We start from the raw sequence: 22842 nt of genomic DNA, 5'->3' as shown, positions 1-22842 counted from the left end.
TCAAAAAAAAGCCGTTAACAAACTAATGTTAACGACTTTTCTGAATAAGTAAAAAATCAGGAATGATTTAGAAACTAAAGCTTAATCTTGCAAAAACAAAGCGTCCGTTTTGACCAAACTGCGATACATTTCTGGAATACACAAATTGATTTTGATTGGATAAATCGATAGAAGTCGGAGCTGCTGCATAGGTTACATTTCCATTTGCATCAACACCACTAGCTCTTCTTGCCGTTTGTGGGCCCAGGTTTTTGTCCGGATAAATATCAAAAACATTGTTTGCACCAATTATAATTTTAGTAATAGGACTAATTTTAAAACCTACTGACATATCAGTAATCACTCTTCCTCCCCAAACCGGGTGTTCGTTTTCTACTGCTTTACCATTTACGATAGTGGCACCTACCAAGCCATCACCGTTTACATCAGCAACGTTTGGATCTGTTACTTCTCCAAAATACACGTTTCTTAAAAAGAAATCGAATTTTTTGTAGGTTAGACTGTTCGTCAAGTTTACTTTTACTCTTGGTACTGCTTCTTCCAAATAAACTCTTGAAGACTCTGAAAAATAAGTATTTACCTGTCCTGCAGCTTCTAGTATTGGTGATGCATTGATGTTTCCTACTTTGCGTGTTTTTGAAAAAGTACCTGATAAATCATTTTTTAAAGTTAGATTTTCATTTAAATTTAGTTTGTTGGTAATTACTACATCAATTCCTTTGGATTCGGTGTCAATTGCATTGGCAAAAAAAGTTGCCGCATTCGCACCTGCTGTATCGTACAAAGATTGGGTGAGAGGTGTTGGGGTAAATTGATCGGTAAGTACCACCCTGTCATCAATTTTTATATAGTAAGCATCTGCCGTTATTGTAATGTTGGCTGATGGAATTTTGGCAGTAAATCCGGCACTTACACTGGTTGACTCTTCTTGTTTTAGTTTCGGAATTCCAAGTAATTGTGCTATTCTGGAATCGTTGCTAAAAGTTCCTACTTCAAAAGGAACTCCACCTGTAAATTGCGTTGCAGTCGATTCGTAATAAATCTGATGTAAAGATGGAGCTCTAAATCCTGTTGAGAAAGCACCACGTAAATTGATGTTGTCTGTAAGTTTATAACGGGTTGCGATTTTAAAATTAGTAGTGTTTCCAAAATCGGAATAATTTTCAAAACGAACAGCTCCGTTCAACAACCATTTTTCGGTTACATCTAGCTCTAAATCGGTATAAACAGCAACACTGTTTCTTTTTTCGTCTTTTGCATTTTCTGCTCTGTATCCAGGAAAAACCTGCGCTCCACCAGGTCTGGCTGCGCCATAGAAATCGGTAACTCTTATGTTAGCAGGTGTCGTACCGGTTACTACGTTTCCATTAATATCGTATTGACTATAAGAATCAGGAACTCCGGCATTGATACCGTACAGTTCGTAGCGATACTCGGCACCAAAAGCGACGTTTAGGGTATTGATTTTTTTACTCATATCAAAGTTTGTCGTGTTTTGAGCAAAACGTAAGCCTCCCGCATCAAATTCAGTAGGAGAGCCTTCTCTTAGTGTAGCATTTACCGTATTTTCTATATTATAATCAAAAGCATTTCGACCGTAGGTGTTACTCAAATCAAAATGCCAATCTTTAAAAATGGTACCTCTAAGTCCCGTCGCGGCAGAAATATCATTAATGGTAGAATGAATTTCGGGTAAGAAACCATTTAAGTATAAGCCTGTGTACGATCTGGACTGATTCGGTCTTCTGAAAAAACCGGCAGATTCTCCTTCTCTGTAACTGGTTCCTCCAAAAACATAAACTTCCAATTTATCATTAATAGGGTAAGCAGCATTCAAAAAGAACTGAACACTTTTAAATGCAGATTGGCCTACTCTCATGTTAAAGTTTTTTCTCTCAAGCTTTCGGTAAGCCAGCTCTCCGTCTGTGGCATCAAAATTTAATGCCGTTTGCAATTGCGAAATTGTTGTCGCATTAGTGATAGCAGTTTGTTGTGTTGGAGTAAAATAACTTACCTCTGGAGCATAACCTTTTATTAAATTTATAATCTGAGCAGAATTTGGGGTATTGGTAATATTTCCAAACATAGAATTTATGTTTATTCCGTCTTCAGAAGCTCTTTGTTCAATCGCATTATAAGCATTGTAGATCGTACCTGCGGCATCATCAGCTCTGCTTGTAGCATCTCTTAGTTGTAAGCTTCCAGTCAGGTTAATAAAACTTTTTTCTTTGCCTAAATTAGTTCCGTAATTAAGGTCCATTTGGTAATGGTTTCCATCATTTCCACCTCTGTGATCGTTTGCATTTCTTGAAAAATTACTTCCTGAAAAGAGATTGACATCTAATTTTTTGGTATCTTTTTTTATGTTAAGGTTAATTACTCCCGCAATAGCGTCTGAACCATATTGAGCGGAAGCCCCATCTCGAAGTACTTCTATTTTTTCGAGAGCGAAAGCCGGAATTGCATTCAAATCAGTTCCAACAGACCCTCTTCCCGGTGTTCCGTTTATGTTGACTAAAGAGGAGGTATGTCTTCTTTTACCGTTTACTAAAACCAATACCTGATCGGGGCCTAAACCTCTTAATTGAGCCGGATCAAGGTGATCCGTTCCGTCGGCTACTGTTTGGGTATTGGAGGTAAAGGAAGGCGCCACCATGTTCAAAATCTGATTCAGATTGGTTTGTGCACCTTGTGTAGCAATATCTTTCATTGCAATAACATCTATAGGAACGGCAGATTCTGTAACAGTTCGGGTAGGATTACGTGATCCAATAATAACGATATTCTCCAACGTTTCACCACTACCTCCCGATAGCGTAACATTTACAGTTTGTCCGTCAACTGTTACGGTTTTGGTTTGTAAACCTACGTACGAAAATTGTAGGACGTCACCAACTTTGGCCTCAATAGTATAGTTTCCGTCAATATCTGTAACGGCTCCTTTTTTGGTACCTACTACCAATACCGTAACTCCCGGTAAAGATGATCCTGTGTCATCAACAACTTTTCCTCTGACCAGATCAATCTCTTTGTTTTGATTTGTTAGAATGGTGTTTTTTCCGTTTTTCGAAGTCTCACTAGCGTTAAGATTGTTGCTGTTTGCTAAAATAATAGCGAGTACAAATGGTGTAAGCGACGCTTTTTTGAGTCGTAAAAACAGTTGGTTTTTGAATAAATTCTTTTTCATAATCTTGGTTTATATTAGTTTGGTTAATTAATATGAAAGCAAAAAAATAATTTTAAATAGAAGATGGGACTACTATAAATTATTTTTGGATTTGAATTTGTTTTGGAATTTTTATTCAATAAGTCTCTGACCTAATATTGTAATTGTCACTTTTCTAATTCGTGACTGATTTAATCTACAGCAGATTGAGGTGGTATACTTCGCTCTATTTAGCGAACTTCTAAAAAGTTTATACTGTATTTGTAAAAGTATGTAATTTCGTATTGAAATTCTTGCTTAGTATAAGAAAACGATTGATTTTTAGACTATTGACACATATTTCTATTTTATGTTGCTAAAAATATTTTTTTTTAGAGATTTGAAGTAGGTTTTTTATCATTTAAAAAGTCAGTAACAGCCTCATTTACAACTTTAGGCTGATCAGTACTTAAGAAATGTCCGGCATCTTTGATGATTTTAGTCTTGCTATTAACTAAATATTTCTGTGCACGTTTTAAACTTTCATCAGAATTGATAACGTCATGATCTCCAATTAAAACTAAAACCGGATTTTGAATCGACTTCAATTCGTCATCCGAAAAAGGTCGCATATTGAGCATATTTGAATTCGATTTGGCATATTTATTCGCCAGATAAAATTGTCTTTTATAAGCAGGATTTATGTTTTCGGGATGTGTAGCAAAGGTGTTTAGTGTTTTAGTGAATCTTTTTTCGTTTGGGAACAGCTTAAGCAGTAAGGCAGAAGTCGTTTTTCTCATTTTATCAATAGATTTAAACGTTTGTGCAGGACTTAGTAAAACTATTTTATCAATTGAATTTTCTTTTTGAGTAGCTAATAATGTTGCCGTCCAGCCCCCACGTGAAGCGGCGACAATATCGAAGTTTTTTAATTTATAATAAGTGAAAATCTGATTGTACCAAATCACTATCTCTTCTGATGAAAGCGCTTTTGTCGTTAAAGTTGATTTGCCGGGTTCCATCAGAAAGTCGATGGCATAGACACGATGTGTTTTTGCTAAAGCTTTTATATTTGGATACCACATGGTAGAACTGGCATCCATGCCGTGTAGCAAAACTAAATTTTTTCCATTTTTGGGTCCGGCTACTATAATATGAGCCATTCCAAAATCAGTTTGAATATTTTCTTCTGTATGCGGGACATCCCAAAGTTTTAAAGCTTTGTCGTAGGAGTTGATGTAAGCACCCTTTTCCGTTTTTGTTTGAAAAATATAATCATCAAATTTTACTTTTTTGGAAGAAGCACAGCCGATCAATAAAAATAATAACGCAAATTGTAGAGATAATTTTAGCATAATGAAAAATTCAATATCCTATAAAGTTACGCTGAAGGAATGGATTATCGTATTAGAATTTTGTTTTAAACTATCATAATTATAAGGTTTTACAATTGCGATTATACTTTTTTATGCTTTGAGTGTTTTAGTTCAAAAAAGAGTTTTTTCTCTAAAAATCGTTCTTTGGGAAAATTTATTAATTGCTCATAAGAACTGGATTCATTATCCTCATGTTTTCGCCAAATAAAATTAGCGTACCAATCTGCAAGCCAAATCATTTTATTCTTGCTGCTTTCTAAAAATTCACATGTGATATTCATATTATGGCCTTGTCCCCAAATTTCTGTTTTTATATAATCCGGAAAACTTTCACCCTGACTGACTTTTATAGTTCTCCGATCCAGTATAATTTCAATATTGTTATGCTGAATAATTTCGGGTTTTAATAATAATCCAAGAACATAGTTGTAAAATATGTTTTTATCTTTTTGTAGTGATTCGTATATGTTTGTTTTATTTACGGTAATCGAGATTATTTTAAACGAAGTGCTTTTGTTGATTATTTTGGTAGTTAATTGAGAAGTGATATAAGAGGAGTGTTCGGGGATAAAATTGGCTCCTTTTTTTTCGATGTTAGGTGTTAAGTTGTATTTTTTATAAATATCATTGATGAAACGCGAAATATATTTTTCCTCATTAGCAGAAATAAGAATTCCGGTAATTGTAATGTACTTACTTGAACCTCCATGTCTATTTGGTTTATCAAGAGTCCATCCCAAATCACCACTTTCATCTATGTATATTTTCATCTGTATAAAAAAAAGGGCCTAAGCCCTTTTAGATATTTTTGTTAAAAAATAGCCCCTGTGAACGATGTATTAATAATACATTTATGGTAGATGTTTCACCGCCACGTTTGAACAGGTATTACCTATTTGAATACAAAGATATAATAAAAATCAAAGCAAAAGTTATTTTGTAAGAATTTTATTTAAATTTTCCAGTTTTTCCTTTGTTCCTCAGTCAAAAAAGTCCATGCTATAATACGACTTGTTTTTTGGCCTTGAGCCATATCTATTGTTTTTATAGCAGCGGCATTTACCTTGTTTAAAGTTCTGTAAATACTGGAAAGATTGTCTCTTTTAGAAACCAAAGTAGTAAACCATAAACACTGCATTGGATATTTGGCACTCTCATAAATCATCTGCGTGACAAAACCTATTTCGCCGCCATCGCACCATAATTCTGCATTTTGACCTCCAAAGTTTAAAACAGGATTTGTTTTCTTCTTTTCTTTCGGATTTAGATTTGAAACTTTTCTAACGGTGCTTTGATTGGCATCTTCGGCAGAAGCATGAAAAGGAGGATTGCAAATGGTAAATGTAAAACGATCTTCCGGTGTGACGATGTTTTTGAATATAAATCTGGATTCCGTTTGTTGCTGTAAACTTATCGCGTCAATAAGTTTTGGATTGGCTTCGATAATTTTACTGCAGTTTTGAATTGCTTTTAGGTCAATGTCGGTACCCACAAAACTCCAATCGTAAATAGCGTTCCCTAATATCGGATAGATGCAATTTGCTCCCGTTCCGATATCTAAGCCTAAAACAGAATTTCCTTCAGGAATGATTCCGTTATTTGTTTCTGCTAACAAATCAGCCAGATAGTGAATGTAATCGGTACGTCCCGGAATTGGAGGACAAAGATAATCAGAAGGAATGTCCCAATTCTGAATGTCGTAGTAGGTTTGTAATAATGCTTTATTAAGCGCTTTTACAGCCTTTGGATCACTGAAATCAATAGTTTCTACTCCGTGAACATTTACGGCCACGTACTTTTTTAATTCCGGACAATTGGTAATAAGAAGTTCGAAATCGTATCGGGAGCGATGCAGATTTCTAGGATGTAAATTGTTTTTTTCGGAATTGTCTATTGCTTTCATTTTGTGAATTTGGGTGCAAAGATAGTCATTCCTTTTTTGTGAAGATGCTCTTATGAAAAGGATTGTCCTAGCCTTGACAGAATAGTGTCAGTTTTGTGAAAAGGTTTTCTTTATAATGGCGTAGAGAGCCACTTTTTAAAGCTTTTCGGGCCATTTGTTTTCTCTTTGCAGGGCTTGTGGTTAGAAAATTTAACCGCAAGGTTCGCAAAGAATTTTTATTGCTGTTTTATTTAAAAGTAAAGAGTTCGCAAAGCTATAACTAAACTTTGGAATTAAAATAAAGTAAAGGTTCACAAAGGTTTTCTTTTGCACGCAGATTTGCTTCGCCAGTTCGCTATCGCTCGGGTAGCAGATTAGGCTGATCCTTGCCTCTTATAAAAAAAATCTGCGCAATCTGCTAAATCTTCGAGCAAAAAAAATTAGGCCTAAATTAAAAAGGAGTCATAATGTTATAATTAAACTTTGCGAGCCTTGCGGTTAATTAGCACAGTAACATAAGCAATGCAATTTAAAGGAAATTAATCCATACATTCCATTAGCAATAAATCACCGTCGGAATGTGTAATCGTAACCAACCCGTCTTTTGCAACAGAATTACTGCTGCCGGTTCTGTAACCAATTGTAAGTATATCGTTTTCTAATGGATATTTCAGATTAGTGGAGAAAATACCATTTACAACTCCAATCGGAATTAATGAAATGGGGGTTTTGGCTGTATACCATTTTTCAAATTTATTCGGAAGCAGAAATATCTTAGAATGATCGTCGAGAATGACGATTTTAAGCAAATTTCGATAGCGAACAATATTGGTTAAGTTGGTTATCGTATGATCGGCACGTTTTCCGGTAGCCCAAACAACATTTGCCGCAGGGATTTTTCGATCAATTAAATAGTCAAAAGCTTTTTCTAAATCGGTTTTGTTTTGATCGGGGGTGTGTACAATCTCAATCGGATATTGAGTGGTTTTGTAAATTTCAGGATCAAAACCACGATCAAAATCGCCTAAAAGGACATCGACTTTTATGCCTAATTCAATCACTCTTTCGATGGCAGAATCCAGCACGATAACCAATGGAGACCATTCGAGCAGTTGTCCTAATAATTCCGGATGGCAAGCTGCTCCGTTAGCAATGATTAAAGCCGGTTCCTGGTCGTCGCGTACGATATGGTGTGAAGACATTTAGCGTTTTGATTTGAAATGTGCTGCAAATGTACGAAAGTTATAGGCTTTGACTGGGTACCAATTTATTTTATTGGTTGGAAAGCAACGGCATCTACTTCAATTAACATTCCGTCAATTGCCAGTTTGGTGACGGGAATTAGGGTACTGGCAGGAAAGGGTTTGTTTTTCCATGTTTGGCGAATTTCTTCTTCCCATATTTTTAATTTTTCTGAAGAATGATCGACGATCAGAAGGGTCACTTTCATGACATTTTCAGGTTTTAAATGGTAACTGTCCAGAACCGTTGTGAGATTTTTCAAGGCAATTTGAACTTGCTCTCTGAAATCGGAACTCAAAAGATGTTCCTTGCCTAGACCGCCACTTTGCCCCGAAATGTAAACGAGGTTACCATTTGCTTTTACGGAAGAGGCATGACTGAAACCATAAGGTGTTGGATCAAATAGGGATTCAGGATTTTTGAAAGTTTGTGCTTTAGCAGATAAGCCGCAAATAAAGAATAAGATTGAAAGTAAATGTTTCATGTTTTAAAAATTAGAATTGTGAAGGACAAAGGTTACTTAATTCTAATTTTTAAAACATTTACATAGGTTGAGGGTTTAGATTTTTTTTCGAAATCTTTTTTTTATTTCGCTGTATCCAGCAATCTTCTGTGGTAATTAATTTGCCCCAGATGATACGCTAAATGCGTCGCAAGATGAACCAGAAAAAAGTCCGTTGTCATTTCTTTTTCAAAAACAATTAGCGGGTAAATGGTTTCTAAATCAGCTTCGTCGAGCGTGTCAAGAGTTTGATTTACTACAGCTAAGGTGTCCTCAATTTTTTGAACCAATACAGTTCTTGGTACGTCTTTTTGCGAAAATTCTAACTCTCGATTTCTAATGTAATCGGTTTTGCCAATTTGCGCACCGATAAAATGATTGATGTTTCCAATAAGATGCAAACAAAGATTTCCGCCTGAATTTAGAATGTTTTTATCGATGACCCAAATTTTAGATTCATCCTGATACGATTCAATTTCGAGTTTCAATTTAGTAAGATCCCGTTCAAAAAGTGATTTTAGTGTTTTGATTGACATGATTTCTAAATTTTATTTTTTATTGGAATCCAGATTTCTTCTTCCGAATTCGGATCGTCTTTTTTGTACTTTTCTCCCATTATGGCAAAATGCGGGCGATCGTCAACCGTGTAAGTCGAGTTTGGTAACCACTCTACAAATATAGAATGATAGGTTTTATGGGCTTTTGTATTTTCTCCTTCATGAATAAAAACAGCATATAATCCGGAAGGAATGACGAGATCTTCCATTCCTGACGGTATTTCACTGAAATTAGAAACTTCAACCGCTGCCCATTTTTCAAAATCATTTTTGGGGTCAAATTCATTAAAATAACCGACGGGGAAAACTTCCAACGAATACAAATCAGTTCCAATTTTGTTTTTTATTTCTTTGTGATGCGGCATGAAAGACGACCACAACTGAAAGGTTTTATTGTCCAGGAAAGACATGGCAATGTATTTTCCGATGAGTTTCTTTTCTGCTGCAATTTCAATTCTGGCTTCCATTTGTCTGGGTGTTATTCGATAGTATATTTTTTTGAATCCGTTTCGGTAAGAGAAAAGTAACCCAAAGGATAATTCGGTTTATCGGTTGTATTAATGATGTTTCCTTTTACTGTCGCAGGAGGAGCTTGAAAGGGGCCTCCGCTATTATTGCCGGCAATACTCACTAAAATATTCATATAATTATAGTACGATTTTGAGATTCCGTAATGGACAATTTCAACTTGATCTCCGGGTTTTAACTCATCATCATCCGAGCTGCTGAAAATTTCATTTCCTTGGTAAAATTTATCTTCGGAAGCATAAAAGGTAGACGTTACTTTGCTGGAATAGGTGTATTTAAATAGATAATAATTTTCTGCGTCGCCAGGATCTGTATAAAAAGCTTTTACTTCAATATCTTTTCGGGTAATACCGCCTTCGTTGTTTTGTTCCAGTCGAGTGATCGGAGCTACTGATTTTAAAATCTCACTCGCCGTATACGTATTTCCGCCACTAACTACTGTCAAAGTATAATTTTCCTCAATTTCAGGTTTAAAAGTGGTACAAACATATTGACCTTTTTTAGGGCTTTCTATAAAATTGAATTGTTCGTTTTTACTGTTTTTTATAGACACAACAGCACCCGAAACCGTTGGAATTACGTTTTGAAAATAACCCGTTGTAGTGGTTAGTTTTATAATTTGTTGATTCCCGGGGGTTCCTTTTTGCCAGGTTATGGCAGCTTCGATTACTAATTTTGGAGGTGCAGTATCCAATTCTACATCAACAACTTCTTCACAGCTTGTGAAGAAAAGGGATATAAAAAATACGATTAAATAACTTGCTTTTTTCATGGTTTATCTTTTGTTTTTCTTTGGAAGAAAATAATTTTTAAAATTTGAAATTGTAACTTACTGCCGGTACCATCCCAAAAATGGAGGTTTTCACCGCTTCGTTTGCACCGGTGTCTACATTTTGACGGAAGTTAATAGAGGCCGCATTTTGGCGATTATATAGATTGTAAATACTAAAAACCCATTCTCCCTTCCAGTTTCTGTCTTTGTTTTTTCTTGGTGTCAAAGTTGCCGAGATATCCAGGTGATGGTAAGCAGGTAGACGATTTTCATTTCTCAATCCGTAGCTTGGTACCGTTATTCCTAAATATTCGTATTGCGCATTCGGATAGGTAACAGGCTGTCCGGATTGTAAAGTAAAGTTAGCACCAAAAGACCATTTTTCGTTTAAATTATAAGCTGATGTAATCGCTAAATTATGTGTTTTATCATAAACAGAGTTGTACCAGCGACCATCGTTTATTCCGGTTTCTTCAGGAGTTCTTCCCGGTGTTTGTTGTTCTGATTTGGACAGGGTATAAGAAATCCATCCGTTAAATTTACCCTCATTTTTTTTAAGCATTAGTTCTAGACCATACGATCTCATGCGTCCGTTTAGAATGACCTGTTCAATAGCATCATTGGCAATCAGATCGGCACCATCGATATAGTCTAAACGGTTTTGAACTTTTTTATAATACGCTTCCACTTCAAGCGAGTAAGCTCCGTTGTTGATGTTTCTAAAATAACCCAAGGCAACCTGATCGGCGATTTGAGGTTTGATATAATTGTCACTAGGCATCCAGACGTCAAGCGGAGTAGGTGATGAGGTATTCGAAATCAATTGAAGGTATTGTGCCATTCTGTTGTAACTGGCTTTTAATGCCTCATCATCGTTTAATTGATAAGAAATTGCAAATCGCGGCTCCAGATTATCGTAACTCTGAATAACCTTATTTTTGCCATAAAACTTCGTTGAGATTGGAGTTCCTTTTTTATAAATCTGCGTATTAGAGTCAAAAACAACCGGACTGTCGTTGTCATAATAATTAATAGTAGATTCGCCCAAACGATAAAATAAGCTGTAACGCAATCCGTAAGAAACCGTAATTCTTTTTGAAAACTGACTTTCGGCATCGATATAAACAGCAGGTTCAAAAGCATATTTTTTGTCTAATTGATCGGGATTAATCCCTGAAGTGTTACCGGTCGGTTTGATTGTTCCGGGATTGAATCCGTAGTAAATTCCGTTTATACCATAATTCAATTTGAACTTATCTGAAATATAATGTTTGAAATCGTACTTGATGTTGTAGTTTTTAATTCCGGAATCCCATTTGAATCCTACCAAATCTAAATCAAGACCATAATAATAATCACTGTAAATTAAAGATAAATTGGAGAATATTTTACTGGAAAACAGATGATTCCAACGAAGATTTAAAGTTGTATTTCCGTAAGTATTCGAGAAACTTTTATTAATACTAAAAACATCGCGACCAAAATACCCAGATAAATACAAGCTGTTGTTGTCATTTAATTTATAACTCAATTTAGTATTCAAATCATAAAAATAGGCAGCATTATCTTTTTGGTCTTCAGATAATTTTAAAAACAGATGGGCGTAAGAAGCTCTTCCTCCAATTAAAAAAGAACCTTTGTCTTTTACCAGTGGACCTTCTGCCAGCAATCTGCTCGAGATTAATCCGATTCCGCCATTCATATGAAAACCTTTGCTGCTTCCGTCTTTTTGGTAAATGTCCAAAACAGAGGAGGCTCTTCCGCCGTATCGTGCCGGAATTCCGCCTTTGTATAGTTTTAAATCTTTAATAGCATCGGGATTGAAAACCGAAAAGAATCCAAATACGTGCGAAGAGTTAAATATAGTGGCTTCATCTAACAAAATTAAATTCTGATCTGCTCCACCACCTCTGACATTAAATCCCGAAGCACCTTCACCGGCATTGGTAACACCCGGAAGTAACAAAATCGATTTCAAAACATCGACTTCACCCATAACAACCGGCATCTTTTTGATGGTTGAAATCGAGAGTTTATTGGTACTCATTTCAGGCGATTTGATGTTGATCTTACCTTTGTTGTCTGTAATTACAACTTCCTGAAGTTCTTCACCACCTTCCTGTAGCGAAAAATTAGTTTTAGTGTTTTGATTTAAGTCAATTGTTTTTTGAATGGTTTGATACCCCACATAACTGATTTCGATTTCGTGTTTACCGGAGGGAATGGTTAAGGAATAAAAACCGTATTCATTTGTTGTAGTTCCGATTTTTAAGGAAGGAATATAAATGTTTACCCCGATTAAGGTTTCATTATTTTTAAAATCATTTATGGTACCGCTTAATGTGAATTTTTCTTGAGAAAATGAAGTGAGAGCCGTTAGAACAAGAAGAATAAAAAGGTTAATTTTTTTTGGAATCATTGTCGTGGTTTTGATATACATAGTTAACAATTCTTATTAAAATATAGTGTCGAACGATTGTTAAATATGAGTTAATAAAAAAAGACAACCGATTGAGGTTGTCTTCTTTAATAGCAATATAATAAGAACTGCTTATGATTTTATTTCAGCAATAATTGCATTGAATGTAGCGCTCGGACGCATTGCTTTGCTTACTAATTCAGGAGTTGGCTGATAGTATCCGCCCAGTGTTTGAGGTTTCCCCTGAGCACTGATTAACTCTGCATCAATTTTAGCTTCGTTTGCTTCAAATTGAGCTGCAATTGGAGTGAAAATTGCTTTTAATTCAGCATCTTTATTTTGAGCAGCTAATGCCTGTGCCCAATAGAAAGCAAGGTAAAAATGAGAACCACGGTTGTCAATTTGACCTACTTTACGTGCCGGAGATTTATCATTTGCCAAGAATTTGTCGTTTGCCTGATCTAAAGTTTCAGATAAAACAAGCGCCTTAGAATTGTCTAAAGTCTGACCTAAGTGCTCTAATGAAGCTCCAAGTGCTAAAAACTCTCCTAATGAATCCCAACGTAAATAACCTTCTTCTGTAAATTGCTCAACGTGTTTAGGAGCAGAACCACCTGCACCGGTTTCGAACAATCCACCACCGTTCATTAACGGAACGATAGAAAGCATTTTAGCAGAAGTTCCTAATTCTAAAATTGGGAATAAGTCCGTTAAGTAATCACGTAAAACGTTTCCTGTTACAGAGATTGTATCCAATCCTTTGATGATTCTGTCTAAAGTAAATTCTGTAGCAGCAACCGGATTTAAAATACGGATGTCTAAGTTTACAGTATTGTAGTCTTTAAGATATTTTTGAACTTTTACGATCAATTCTCTGTCATGCGCTCTGTTTTCGTCTAACCAGAAAACAGCCGGAGTATCAGATAAACGAGCTCTGTTTACCGCTAGTTTAACCCAGTCCTGAATTGGAGCGTCTTTAGCCTGACACATTCTGAAAATGTCATTTGCTTCAACACTTTGTTCCATCAAAACAGTTCCGTTTTTATCAACTACACGAACAACACCTTCTTCTTTCATTTGGAAAGTTTTATCGTGAGATCCGTATTCTTCTGCTTTTTGAGCCATTAAACCTACGTTAGGAACACTTCCCATTGTTTTAGGATCAAAAGCACCATGTTTTTTACAGAAATCAATAGTTGCAGTATAAATTCCGGCATAAGAACGATCCGGAATAATAGCGATAGTATCTTGTTGTTTTCCTTCTTTATTGTACATCTGTCCTGAAGTACGAATCATTGCCGGCATAGAAGCATCAACAATAACGTCAGAAGGAACGTGCAGGTTGGTAATTCCTTTATCAGAATTTACCATTGCTAATGCAGGACCGTTAGCGATCGCAGCGTCAATAGCAGCTTCTACTTCAGCTTGCTCAGGTCTTCCTGCGATTTTAGCGTAAATATCACCCAAACCATTTCTGGTGTCGATGTTTAATTCATTGAATAAAGTTTCGTATTTTTTGAAAAGATCAGCAAAATAAACTTCAACGATAGCGCCAAAGATAATTGGATCTGAAACTTTCATCATTGTCGCTTTTAAGTGAACAGAAAGTAAAACACCTTCTTTTTTTGCCTCTGTGATCGTTTCAGCAACAAAACTTTTTAAAGCATTTAAGTGTAATACAGAACTGTCAATAATCTCACCTGCTTTTAATGGAGTGCTGGCTTTAAGAACTGTAGTTGATCCATCTTTAGCAACGAATTCGATTTTTACATCATTTGCTTCCGTAACAGTAAGTGATTTTTCGCTTCCGTAGAAATCACCATTTGGCATAGAAGCTACTTTGGTTTTAGAATCAGCAGACCACGCACCCATGGAATGAGGATTTGATTTTGCGAAGTTTTTTACCGCTCTTGGTGCTCTACGGTCAGAGTTTCCTTCACGTAAAACAGGATTTACAGCAGAACCTAAAACTTTAGCATACTTAGCTTTGATTTCTTTTTCAGCATCGTTTTGAGGCTCTTCCGGATAATTTGGAATGTTATAACCGTGTGACTGCAATTCAGTAATCGCCGCTTTTAATTGCGGTACTGAAGCAGAAACGTTTGGTAATTTGATAATATTGGCTTCCGGTTGTGTTGCCAATTGACCAAGTTCAGCCAAAGCATCAACCGTTTTTTGAGCATCTGTCAAAACCTCAGGAAAATTAGATAAAATTCTGCCTGCTAACGAAATGTCTCTTGTTTCAATTGCAATACCAGCCGTTGCGGTAAACGCTTGAACAATAGGTAAAAAAGAGTAAGTCGCCAACAATGGCGCCTCATCAGTTAAGGTGTAAAAAATTTTTGAATTTTGTGTCATTTTCTTTTTTTTTATAATCGTATTACCGCGAAATGGTAATTAAAAGGTATAGTCGGCTCAAAATGAGCGGAGCAAATATAATAAAAACACTCCGAAAACGGTTGCGTTTTAAGGAGAATTAAACAAATTATCAGATTGTTATTTCGAAGTCTTTAAATTATCAAATTGATCGTTTTGATATTAAAAAATTACGGTTTTATTAATTTGAAAAGAAGGCATAAAAAAAACCCGTTTCAAATAATATGAAACGGATTTTTTATGACAAAAAGATAAATGATTATCTTCTTTTATCTCTAATCTTAGCTTTTTTACCAGTAAGTTGTCTGAAGTAGAAAATTCTAGCTCTACGAACAGCTCCTTTTTTGTTGATTTCAATTTTTTGTAAAGCTGGTAAGTTTACTGGGAAGATACGCTCAACTCCAATAGCTCCTGACATTTTACGAATAGTAAAAGTTTCTGTGTTACCAGAACCTCTTCTTTGAATAACAACTCCTTTAAAAAACTGAGTTCTTGTTTTTTCACCCTCTTTAATTTCGTAGAAAACTGTAATAGTGTCTCCAGCTCCGAAAACAGGGAAATCTTTTTTAGCAACTAATTCGGTTTGAACGAATTTCATTAAATCTGCCATGATAATTTTAATTATGGTTTTTTTATAGAGTAACATTCACGGATCTCGCCAGAGGTTAGTCTAATTCGGCTGCAAAAATACAACTTTAGTTTTAATTTGCAACTTTTTTATTGCCACTATTTTTAAGTGTGTTTCAGGAGTAAGACTCTGATTGTCAATTACTAATTTTGATTCTGTGAACTGAGACGGAGAACTGAAACTGTAAACTAGTTCTCAAACGTTTCGGCCAAAGAAATTTCCTGATTGATAATTACAGAACGAGCTTGGCTAATTTAACTTTTCGTTTCAGTTGCTTGATGTTTTTATCTGTTTTTTTCTTCACATCGGTGTATTTGTCAGCTCCTAATGAAGAAGATAAGCTTTTATCTCTTTTGTCAAACAAACCATCTATTTTACTGTCCCGGTCTGCTTGTGGAAGTTTCTTTTTGTCAATGTCAAATAATCCGGTAACAAGGTCATTATTGGCTTTGTCAAAACTGCTTTTCTGTTTGGCATCTAAAGAAATTCCTTCTGTTTTACCTAATTCAGAGGTTAAGGATTTTTTATTTAAAGCCTGTGCAAAACCCGTAGAAGAGATTAGAAACACAAGGCAAAAAGTAAGTTTTAGTAGTGCGTTTTTCATAGTTTTATTTTTTAAATTGCTGTAATTCAATCTTATAAATGTGTGAAAAAAGCTAAAAACGTACAAGTAATTATTTTTGAAGTTTTTTAGCCCGGGTGCTTAGTAATAATTTAATGTCATGCTGAGCGAAGCGCTTCGACTTCGCTCAGCGTGACATTTGTATTTTTTTTAGTTTTAGTTCCTATTTTTTATCCTGAAGACTGAGACTGAGACTAGGATTGAGACTGCAAACTGAGACTACAACCTACTGCTCCTCCAACAAATCCGGACGTCTGTTCTTAGTATGCTCATACGCCATATCCTCACGCCATTTATCAATTTTTGCAAAATGTCCGCTGGTTAAAACATCCGGGACTTTCCATCCTTTATAATCTGCGGGACGGGTATAGATCGGACCCGAAAGTAAATTGTCCTGAAAACTGTCTGTTAATGCAGAAGTTTCGTCGCTTAAAACACCCGGAATTAATCGGATCAAAGCATCGGATAAAACCAAAGCTCCTAATTCTCCACCCGATAATACATAATCACCAATAGAGATTTCTCTTGTAATAAAATGATCGCGAACCCTTTGATCAACCCCTTTATAGTGACCGCATAAAATGATGATATTTTCATACATCGACATGGTATTGGCCATTTTTTGGTTTAAAGTTTCACCATCCGGAGACATATAGATGATGTCATCGTATTCACGTTCGCTTTTCAAATGTGTGATGCAGGCATCAATAGGTTGAACCGTCATCACCATTCCGGCACCACCGCCAAACGGATAATCGTCGACACTTTTTTGTTTGTTTGTCGTATAATCACGCAAATTATGAAAATGTACTTCGACCAAACCTTTGTCAATAGCACGTTTCATAATGGAAGCCTCAAACGGACTTCTTAATAATTCCGGCAAAATCGTTATAATATCAATTCGCATTTCTTTTCTTCAATAGTTCTGTGCGGCAAAGATACAAAGTAAAAAGTAGCGAAATTTTAAAGATTTAAAAATTGAAGATTTATGGTTGAAATAAAATAGCCAAACATTTAATGACATAAAGATTTATCGGATGTTTTTTAGTATTTTTAATTTAAATAGGAAGAAGTTGGTCGGACTTAAAATAATCCTTTTAGTATGAAAAATGTAGCGCTGCTTTTCAGTATGATTTTTATAGTGTACTCCTGCAAGGATCAGGTAAAAACACCCAATTTGGATCCGTCAAAGAAGGAAAAAATAGTAAAACAATATTTCGAATATTACAATAACCACCAATGGAACGAACTGGCAACGCTGTATTCGCCAATAGCAGATTTTAAGGATCCGTCATTTGGACCCGAGATGACCATTCAAACCCGGAGACAAACCATTACTAAATACAATAAGCTAAATACCCTGTTTGCTGATTTGCATAGTGAAATTGTCAAAATTTATCCCTCAGATGAACAACATATAATTGTAGAACTTGTCTCAACAGGTACTGCTGCTGATAGCACAAAATTCAAACTACCAATCTGCAAGATTTTTACAATCGATAAAGGAAAAATAACACAGGATTTTACCTATTTTGACAACTTTGATGATTCAAATTCTGATAAATAAAGCTAGATTTACTTTTTGAATTCCAAGACCCGGAATAGAATTTCGGAAGCGCTTTTATGATTCATAACAGCCAGGTAACAGTCAATTTAAAATTATTTTATTTCTTTAATGCTATAAAAAAATAAACCGTAAATCTATTTCCAATCCTTTAACCTTACGCCACAGCCTATATGAGAAAACTTTTTCTTTTAGTTATTGTACTTTTTTATTCCTGTAATTCAAATAAAGAAAATGCCTATTTTAAAGATATAAAAGAGAATGATGTTGCGCTTGCTCCACCTGCGCCCGGAGACTGGTTGTATGATCGTGACGAAAAAGGGCAGAGTTTTGAAAAATTCATGAAATCAAAACATATTATTCCGACCAAAGAGGCGAATATTATTTATCTAAAACCAATTGGCAGTTTTACGGCTTTGCAAACCAAACAAATTGAATTGACGAGGGAGTATCTGCAAATCTATTTTCAATTGGACACCAAAATTTTGGAAACCGCTTCAAATAATATTATTCCTGATCATGCCAGAAGAATCGGAAGAGAAGAGCAGGAGCAGCTGTTGGCAGGTTATATTTTAGACAGTGTTTTAAAAAAGGATAAACCTTTAAACCGAATTGCTGTAATGGGATTGACAGAACTGGATTTGTTTCCTTCCCCTAGTTGGAATTACGTTTTTGGATTAGCGTCGTACACACAGAAAATAGGAGTAAGTTCCATTTATAGATTACAAGATGAAAAATTAACAGAAGCCAATTTCAATTTGTGTTTATCGCGATTGTTGAAAGTAAGTTCACACGAACTCGGGCACATGTTTGGATTAGCCCATTGTATTGAGGCCAATTGCGTGATGAATGGAACAAATAGTATACCGGAGACAGATGAACATTCTATCCGATTGTGCTCAAACTGTCAGAAAAAAATAAATTCCGGTTTAAAATACGATAACAAAAAAAGATTGAATGAACTCGCAGCTTATTTTGAGCGAAATAATTTGATGCGTGAATTGCAGTTAATGAAACGCGATCTAGCGAGTACTCGATTTTAATAACCAAAATAAAACCTTTAGAATTGAAAAATACAACTATGAAAAAAATAGGACTTGTAGGCGGAATCAGTTGGATTTCGACAATTGATTATTACCGATTTATCAACGAAGGCATCAACGAAAAGTTAGGTGGACTTAATTTCGCCGAATGCATTATTTACTCGGTCAATTTTGATGATTTTCAAAGAAATAACACCAACGGAAATTGGGATGCTACTTTTGATTTGCTTTTAAATGCCTGCAAAAACCTCGAAAAAAGTGGTGCCGATGCCATTGTTTTGTGTGCCAATACGGCTCATGCGGTTTCAGACAGACTGGAGCAGGAGATTAATTTGCCATTTGTACATGTAGTGACCGCCACAGCAAATGCAATAAAAAAACAAGGATTAAAAAAAGTCGGTTTGTTGGGAACGAAATTCACTATGGAAATGGATTTTTACTTCAAAAAACTGGCAGAAAATAACATAGAAGCCATTGTTCCTTTTCTTCAGGAAGAAAGAGATTTTGTGCAGCAAACCTTAAAAGAAGAATTAGGACGAGGAATAATAAAAGAACAAACCAAGAGAGCCTATCTCTCAATTATTGAAAAATTAATTGAAAACGGAGCAGAGGGAATAATTTTGGGTTGTACCGAAATCCCCATGCTGATTAGTCAGGAAGACGTCCCGGTTCCGGTTTTTGACACAACAAAAATTCATTCGGAAGCGGCGGTAGAATTTGCTGTTTCAGCAGAATAATAAAGGCAATGGGGGAGCAGAAAATCATAATGGCTATTTCAGGAAGTACGAGAAAGAACTCGAGTAACTTTAAAATTCTGAAATTCATTTCGGAAAACATAAGCAGTGATTTTACGGTAGAAATATTCGAAGACATAGAAAGTATTCCTCATTTTAATCCGGATCTGGATACCGAAAACCCACCCGAAGAAGTACAGGCTTTCAGAAATAAAATTGAGACTGCAAGTGGGGTCATAATTTGTACCCCCGAATATGTATTTAGTTTGCCCGGAAGTTTGAAAAATGCCTTAGAATGGTGTGTTTCTACTACGGTGTTTTCAAATAAAAAGGTAGGTTTGATCACGGCTTCTGCGTCCGGAGAAAAAGGCCATGAGCAATTAGAGTTAATAATGAAAACCATTGAAGCTAAATTTAATGAGGAAACTCAACTTTTGATACAGGGAATAAGAGGTAAATTGGATTCTGACGGAAATATTTCGGATGAAAAAACGTTGCTCAACCTTTTTAAATTCATCAGGAATTTTGAAAAACAAATGAAACAATTCAATTAAAAATAAAACAAATATGCAAAGTTTCGGATCGAGTAAAATGTTTATAAAAGGCGATGAAATAGAGTGGGAAGTAGTAGGGGAAGGTATCAAGCGTAAAATTCTGGCCTACGATGATAAAGTCATGTTGGTGAATGTGCATTTTGAAAAAGGTGGAATTGGCGTTTTGCACGAACACTATCATTCGCAGGTTACCTATATTGCAAGCGGTAAATTTGATGTTACAATTAATGGTGTCACACAGACTTTAAAAGAAGGAGACAGTTTTTATATTCCTCCTCATGCCATTCACGGTGTTGTTTGTTTAGAAAGCGGACTTTTAACCGATGTTTTTAGCCCAATGCGGGAAGATTTTATGAAGTTTTAGGTTTAAAGGCGCAAAGGTACAGCGGTTTAAAAAGTGAAAAGTGAAAAAAACTTTGTGACGCTTCGACTTCTCTGTTTGTCTCGTTAAAAACGCCTTGTAAATATCAATTAAACGTTCTTTTATGAACTATTGTCACCCTGAGCGTAGTCGAAGGCTGGTTAGGTAAAAAGGGCTTCGACTCCGCTCAGCCTGACATAGAGATTGAGCTTTTAAAAAAATACAAGGGGATAAAGGTTTGAAAAAAAGATTCAAAGAAACGCTGAACCTTTGTACCTCCGAACCTTTGCCCTTCAAGAAAAAAGTACCTAAAAAATTATAATTTTTTTAAAGTTTAGGTTGAAATTAGAATAGTATTTTTGCAAAATGAATTTATCTAAAACGAATGTCTTATTCATGGCAGCTTGCACCGGACTGATAGTTGCAAACCTGTATTACTGCCAACCCCTGATTGTTTTAATAGCCAACGAATTTAAAATTCCCGAAGCAAGTGCTGGAACCATTACCTATCTGACTCAGGCAGGTTATGCGATCGGACTGTTTTTTATGGTACCGCTTGGGGACAAAATCGAACGTAAAAAGCAAATTTTAATGACCACTTTTGCCACGGTAATTGCTTTAATTATTGCTGCGACGTCAACGAACTTTTTTGTTCTGCAAATTGCATCATTGCTTATCGGAATCACTTCGATAGTGCCACAGCTTATTTTGCCTTTAGCAGCTTCTTTAACTGCTCCTGAACAACGTGGAAAAGTTGTTGGAACAATTATGAGCGGATTACTACTTGGTATTTTGCTTTCCCGAACATTAAGCGGATTCATTGGCCAGCTTTTTGGATGGAGATCGATGTTTTGGATTGCGGCAGGAATTTGTACTTTGATATTTTTTGCCATTCAGAAGAAATTACCGGTCAATAAACCTCAATTTGAGGGCTCTTACGGTCAATTAATTAAATCACTGTTTACACTGATAAAAACACAACCAGTTTTACGGGAAGCTACTCTAATCAATGTGTTTTGTTTCGCACAATTTGGAGCATTCTGGACTACAATGGTGTTATTGCTTTCGGGTGAGCCTTTTAATTTTAATAGTGCCACAATAGGCCTTTTTGGAATTGTCGGAGCTTCAGGAGCTTTGGCGGCACCCTTGGTTGGTAAAATGGGAGACAAAGGAAATCCTAGAGTTGCAGTGGGTTACGGTTGTTTGTTGATGTTAATTAGTTTTATGGTTTTCTATTTTTCAATAGAAAGTGTAATCGGAATTGTGATCGGAATTGTTTTTATTGACATAGGAATTCAGGGCGTTCACATTTCAAATCAAACCCGTGTTTATTCGCTTTTGCCTGAAGCGAGAAACAGATTAAATACCGTATTTATGTCGTTTAGTTTCTTGGGAACTGCAGCAGGATCGGCTTACGGATTGTTATTGTGGAAATTAGGCGGATGGCATGCTGTGACCATAGGATGTGCTGTTCTCGCCCTACTGGCATTGATAGTTTATGGAGTTACTTATAAATCAAAATCGAAAAAATAGAAAGCACAAGTTGATATAGAATTAATTTGTAAATTTGCAATCAAAATTAAAAATAATAACAATGGAAAACGGAATATACGCTAAATTCAATACTAGCAAAGGTTCAATTTTAGTAAAATTGACTCACGATTTAACGCCAGGTACAGTTGGTAACTTCGTAGGATTGGCAGAAGGAAATTTAGAAAATAAAATCAAACCACAAGGGAATAAATATTACGATGGATTATCATTTCACCGTGTAATTCCTGATTTCATGGTTCAGGGAGGTTGTCCTCAGGGAACTGGAACAGGTGGTCCTGGTTACAAATTTGATGATGAATTTCACCCAAGTTTGAAACACGATCGTCCAGGAGTTTTGGCTATGGCTAATGCAGGAGCAGGAACAAACGGATCTCAATTTTACATCACTCACGTTCCAACTTCTTGGTTAGACGGAAAACATACTGTTTTTGGTCACGTAATTGAAGGACAAGATATCGTTGATGCAATTGCTCAGGGAGATGCTCTTGAAACTTTAGAAATCGTGAGAGTTGGAGAAGAAGCTCAAAAATGGAATGCTATTGAAGCTTTCAGAACTTTTGAAGGTTCTCGTGCTAAACGTGAAGCAAATGAAAAAGCGGCTGCTGAAGCTAAAATGGAAGAACTTGCTGCTGGTTTTGATAAAACAGAAAGTGGGTTACGTTACAAAATGATTCAAAAAGGAGATGGTAAAAGAGCTGAAGCTGGTAAAACAGTTGCGGTACATTACGAAGGTTCTTTAGAAACAGGAAAAGTTTTTGATTCTTCTTACCCACGTAAAAAACCAATCGAATTCAGATTAGGTCAAGGTCAGGTTATCGAAGGTTGGGATGAAGGTATTGCTTTATTACAAGTTGGAGACAAAGCTCGTTTTGTTATTCCTTCTCATTTAGCATACGGATCTGCAGGTGCAGGAGGAGTTATTCCGGCAAACGCAACTTTGATTTTTGACGTTGAATTAATGGAAGTAAAATAAGAAATTAGAC

20 protein-coding genes and 1 pseudogene are annotated in these 22842 nt (G+C 35.8%); 7 read left to right on the top strand and 14 right to left on the bottom strand.

All coding sequences use genetic code 11. The features are described 5' to 3' along the window. Positions 1 to 67: 67 nt before the first annotated feature. From ACHRV3_RS04790 to trmD, 14 genes are all read right to left on the bottom strand, one after another. Positions 68 to 3187, bottom strand: a complete 3120-nt coding sequence (locus ACHRV3_RS04790; protein ID WP_395433503.1) for a TonB-dependent receptor domain-containing protein — start codon at positions 3185 to 3187, stop codon at positions 68 to 70. 350 nt (positions 3188 to 3537) lie between these two features. Further along, complete coding sequence (locus tag ACHRV3_RS04785) at positions 3538 to 4500, bottom strand: alpha/beta fold hydrolase (protein WP_395433502.1); 963 nt, start codon at positions 4498 to 4500, stop codon at positions 3538 to 3540. 101 nt (positions 4501 to 4601) lie between these two features. After that, positions 4602 to 5291, bottom strand: coding sequence for a DUF3800 domain-containing protein (locus tag ACHRV3_RS04780; protein WP_395433501.1), 690 nt, complete (start codon positions 5289 to 5291; stop codon positions 4602 to 4604). A gap of 182 nt (positions 5292 to 5473) precedes the next feature. Continuing rightward, positions 5474 to 6424: a 23S rRNA (adenine(1618)-N(6))-methyltransferase RlmF gene (gene rlmF, locus ACHRV3_RS04775; protein WP_230004973.1), complete on the bottom strand. Its 951-nt coding sequence runs from the start codon at positions 6422 to 6424 to the stop codon at positions 5474 to 5476. 518 nt (positions 6425 to 6942) lie between these two features. After that, complete coding sequence (locus ACHRV3_RS04770) at positions 6943 to 7605, bottom strand: thiamine diphosphokinase (protein ID WP_395433499.1); 663 nt, start codon at positions 7603 to 7605, stop codon at positions 6943 to 6945. A 65-nt stretch (positions 7606 to 7670) separates the two neighbouring features. Next, positions 7671 to 8129, bottom strand: a complete 459-nt coding sequence (locus tag ACHRV3_RS04765; RefSeq protein WP_395433498.1) for a RidA family protein — start codon at positions 8127 to 8129, stop codon at positions 7671 to 7673. Positions 8130 to 8230: 101 nt separating this feature from the next. Continuing rightward, positions 8231 to 8683 (bottom strand): DinB family protein, encoded by a 453-nt coding sequence (locus tag ACHRV3_RS04760; protein ID WP_395433497.1) that lies wholly within the window; start codon positions 8681 to 8683, stop codon positions 8231 to 8233. A 5-nt stretch (positions 8684 to 8688) separates the two neighbouring features. Beyond that, positions 8689 to 9171, bottom strand: a complete 483-nt coding sequence (locus tag ACHRV3_RS04755) for a GyrI-like domain-containing protein (RefSeq protein WP_047775426.1) — start codon at positions 9169 to 9171, stop codon at positions 8689 to 8691. An 11-nt stretch (positions 9172 to 9182) separates the two neighbouring features. Beyond that, the gene (locus ACHRV3_RS04750) at positions 9183 to 10004 is read right to left on the bottom strand and encodes a DUF4249 domain-containing protein (RefSeq protein WP_230004977.1); all 822 of its coding nucleotides are present in this window, start codon (positions 10002 to 10004) and stop codon (positions 9183 to 9185) included. Positions 10005 to 10041: 37 nt separating this feature from the next. Further along, positions 10042 to 12423, bottom strand: a complete 2382-nt coding sequence (locus tag ACHRV3_RS04745; RefSeq protein WP_395433496.1) for a carboxypeptidase-like regulatory domain-containing protein — start codon at positions 12421 to 12423, stop codon at positions 10042 to 10044. Positions 12424 to 12555: 132 nt separating this feature from the next. Next, positions 12556 to 14781: an NADP-dependent isocitrate dehydrogenase gene (locus ACHRV3_RS04740; RefSeq protein WP_395433495.1), complete on the bottom strand. Its 2226-nt coding sequence runs from the start codon at positions 14779 to 14781 to the stop codon at positions 12556 to 12558. 277 nt (positions 14782 to 15058) lie between these two features. Beyond that, a complete protein-coding gene (gene rplS / locus ACHRV3_RS04735) occupies positions 15059 to 15409 on the bottom strand; it encodes a 50S ribosomal protein L19 (protein WP_047775758.1) in 351 nt (116 codons plus the stop codon). Positions 15410 to 15659: 250 nt separating this feature from the next. Beyond that, positions 15660 to 16031 (bottom strand): hypothetical protein, encoded by a 372-nt coding sequence (locus ACHRV3_RS04730; protein WP_395433494.1) that lies wholly within the window; start codon positions 16029 to 16031, stop codon positions 15660 to 15662. Between the two features lie 244 nt (positions 16032 to 16275). After that, complete coding sequence (gene trmD, locus ACHRV3_RS04725; protein ID WP_230004981.1) at positions 16276 to 16956, bottom strand: tRNA (guanosine(37)-N1)-methyltransferase TrmD; 681 nt, start codon at positions 16954 to 16956, stop codon at positions 16276 to 16278. Positions 16957 to 17313: 357 nt separating this feature from the next. Between trmD and ACHRV3_RS04720 the strand changes: the two are divergent. From ACHRV3_RS04720 to ACHRV3_RS04690, 7 genes and pseudogenes are all read left to right on the top strand, one after another. Continuing rightward, positions 17314 to 17616, top strand: a pseudogene (locus ACHRV3_RS04720) (nuclear transport factor 2 family protein); the annotation flags it as partial. A 170-nt stretch (positions 17617 to 17786) separates the two neighbouring features. Continuing rightward, positions 17787 to 18656, top strand: a complete 870-nt coding sequence (locus tag ACHRV3_RS04715) for an archaemetzincin (protein WP_395433493.1) — start codon at positions 17787 to 17789, stop codon at positions 18654 to 18656. Positions 18657 to 18694: 38 nt separating this feature from the next. Then, entirely contained in the window at positions 18695 to 19393 is a 699-nt protein-coding gene (locus ACHRV3_RS04710) for an aspartate/glutamate racemase family protein (RefSeq protein WP_230004984.1), read from the top strand. A gap of 8 nt (positions 19394 to 19401) precedes the next feature. Further along, positions 19402 to 19944 carry an NADPH-dependent FMN reductase gene (locus tag ACHRV3_RS04705; protein ID WP_395433492.1) on the top strand — a complete coding sequence of 181 codons (543 nt, stop codon included), beginning with the start codon at positions 19402 to 19404 and terminating at the stop codon, positions 19942 to 19944. Positions 19945 to 19957: 13 nt separating this feature from the next. Beyond that, on the top strand, positions 19958 to 20308 hold the full coding sequence (locus ACHRV3_RS04700; protein ID WP_230004986.1) for a cupin domain-containing protein: 351 nt from the start codon (positions 19958 to 19960) through the stop codon (positions 20306 to 20308). 363 nt (positions 20309 to 20671) lie between these two features. After that, on the top strand, positions 20672 to 21838 hold the full coding sequence (locus ACHRV3_RS04695) for an MFS transporter (RefSeq protein ID WP_395433491.1): 1167 nt from the start codon (positions 20672 to 20674) through the stop codon (positions 21836 to 21838). A 61-nt stretch (positions 21839 to 21899) separates the two neighbouring features. Then, the gene (locus ACHRV3_RS04690; protein WP_047775443.1) at positions 21900 to 22832 is read left to right on the top strand and encodes a peptidylprolyl isomerase; all 933 of its coding nucleotides are present in this window, start codon (positions 21900 to 21902) and stop codon (positions 22830 to 22832) included. Positions 22833 to 22842 lie beyond the last annotated feature (10 nt).

Origin of the sequence: Flavobacterium sp. FlaQc-49 (assembly GCF_044005985.1) — a bacterium.
Lineage (GTDB): Bacteria > Bacteroidota > Bacteroidia > Flavobacteriales > Flavobacteriaceae > Flavobacterium > Flavobacterium cupriresistens.
Note: the sequence above shows the minus strand (reverse complement) of the source record. Positions and strands in the feature narration are given on the sequence as shown.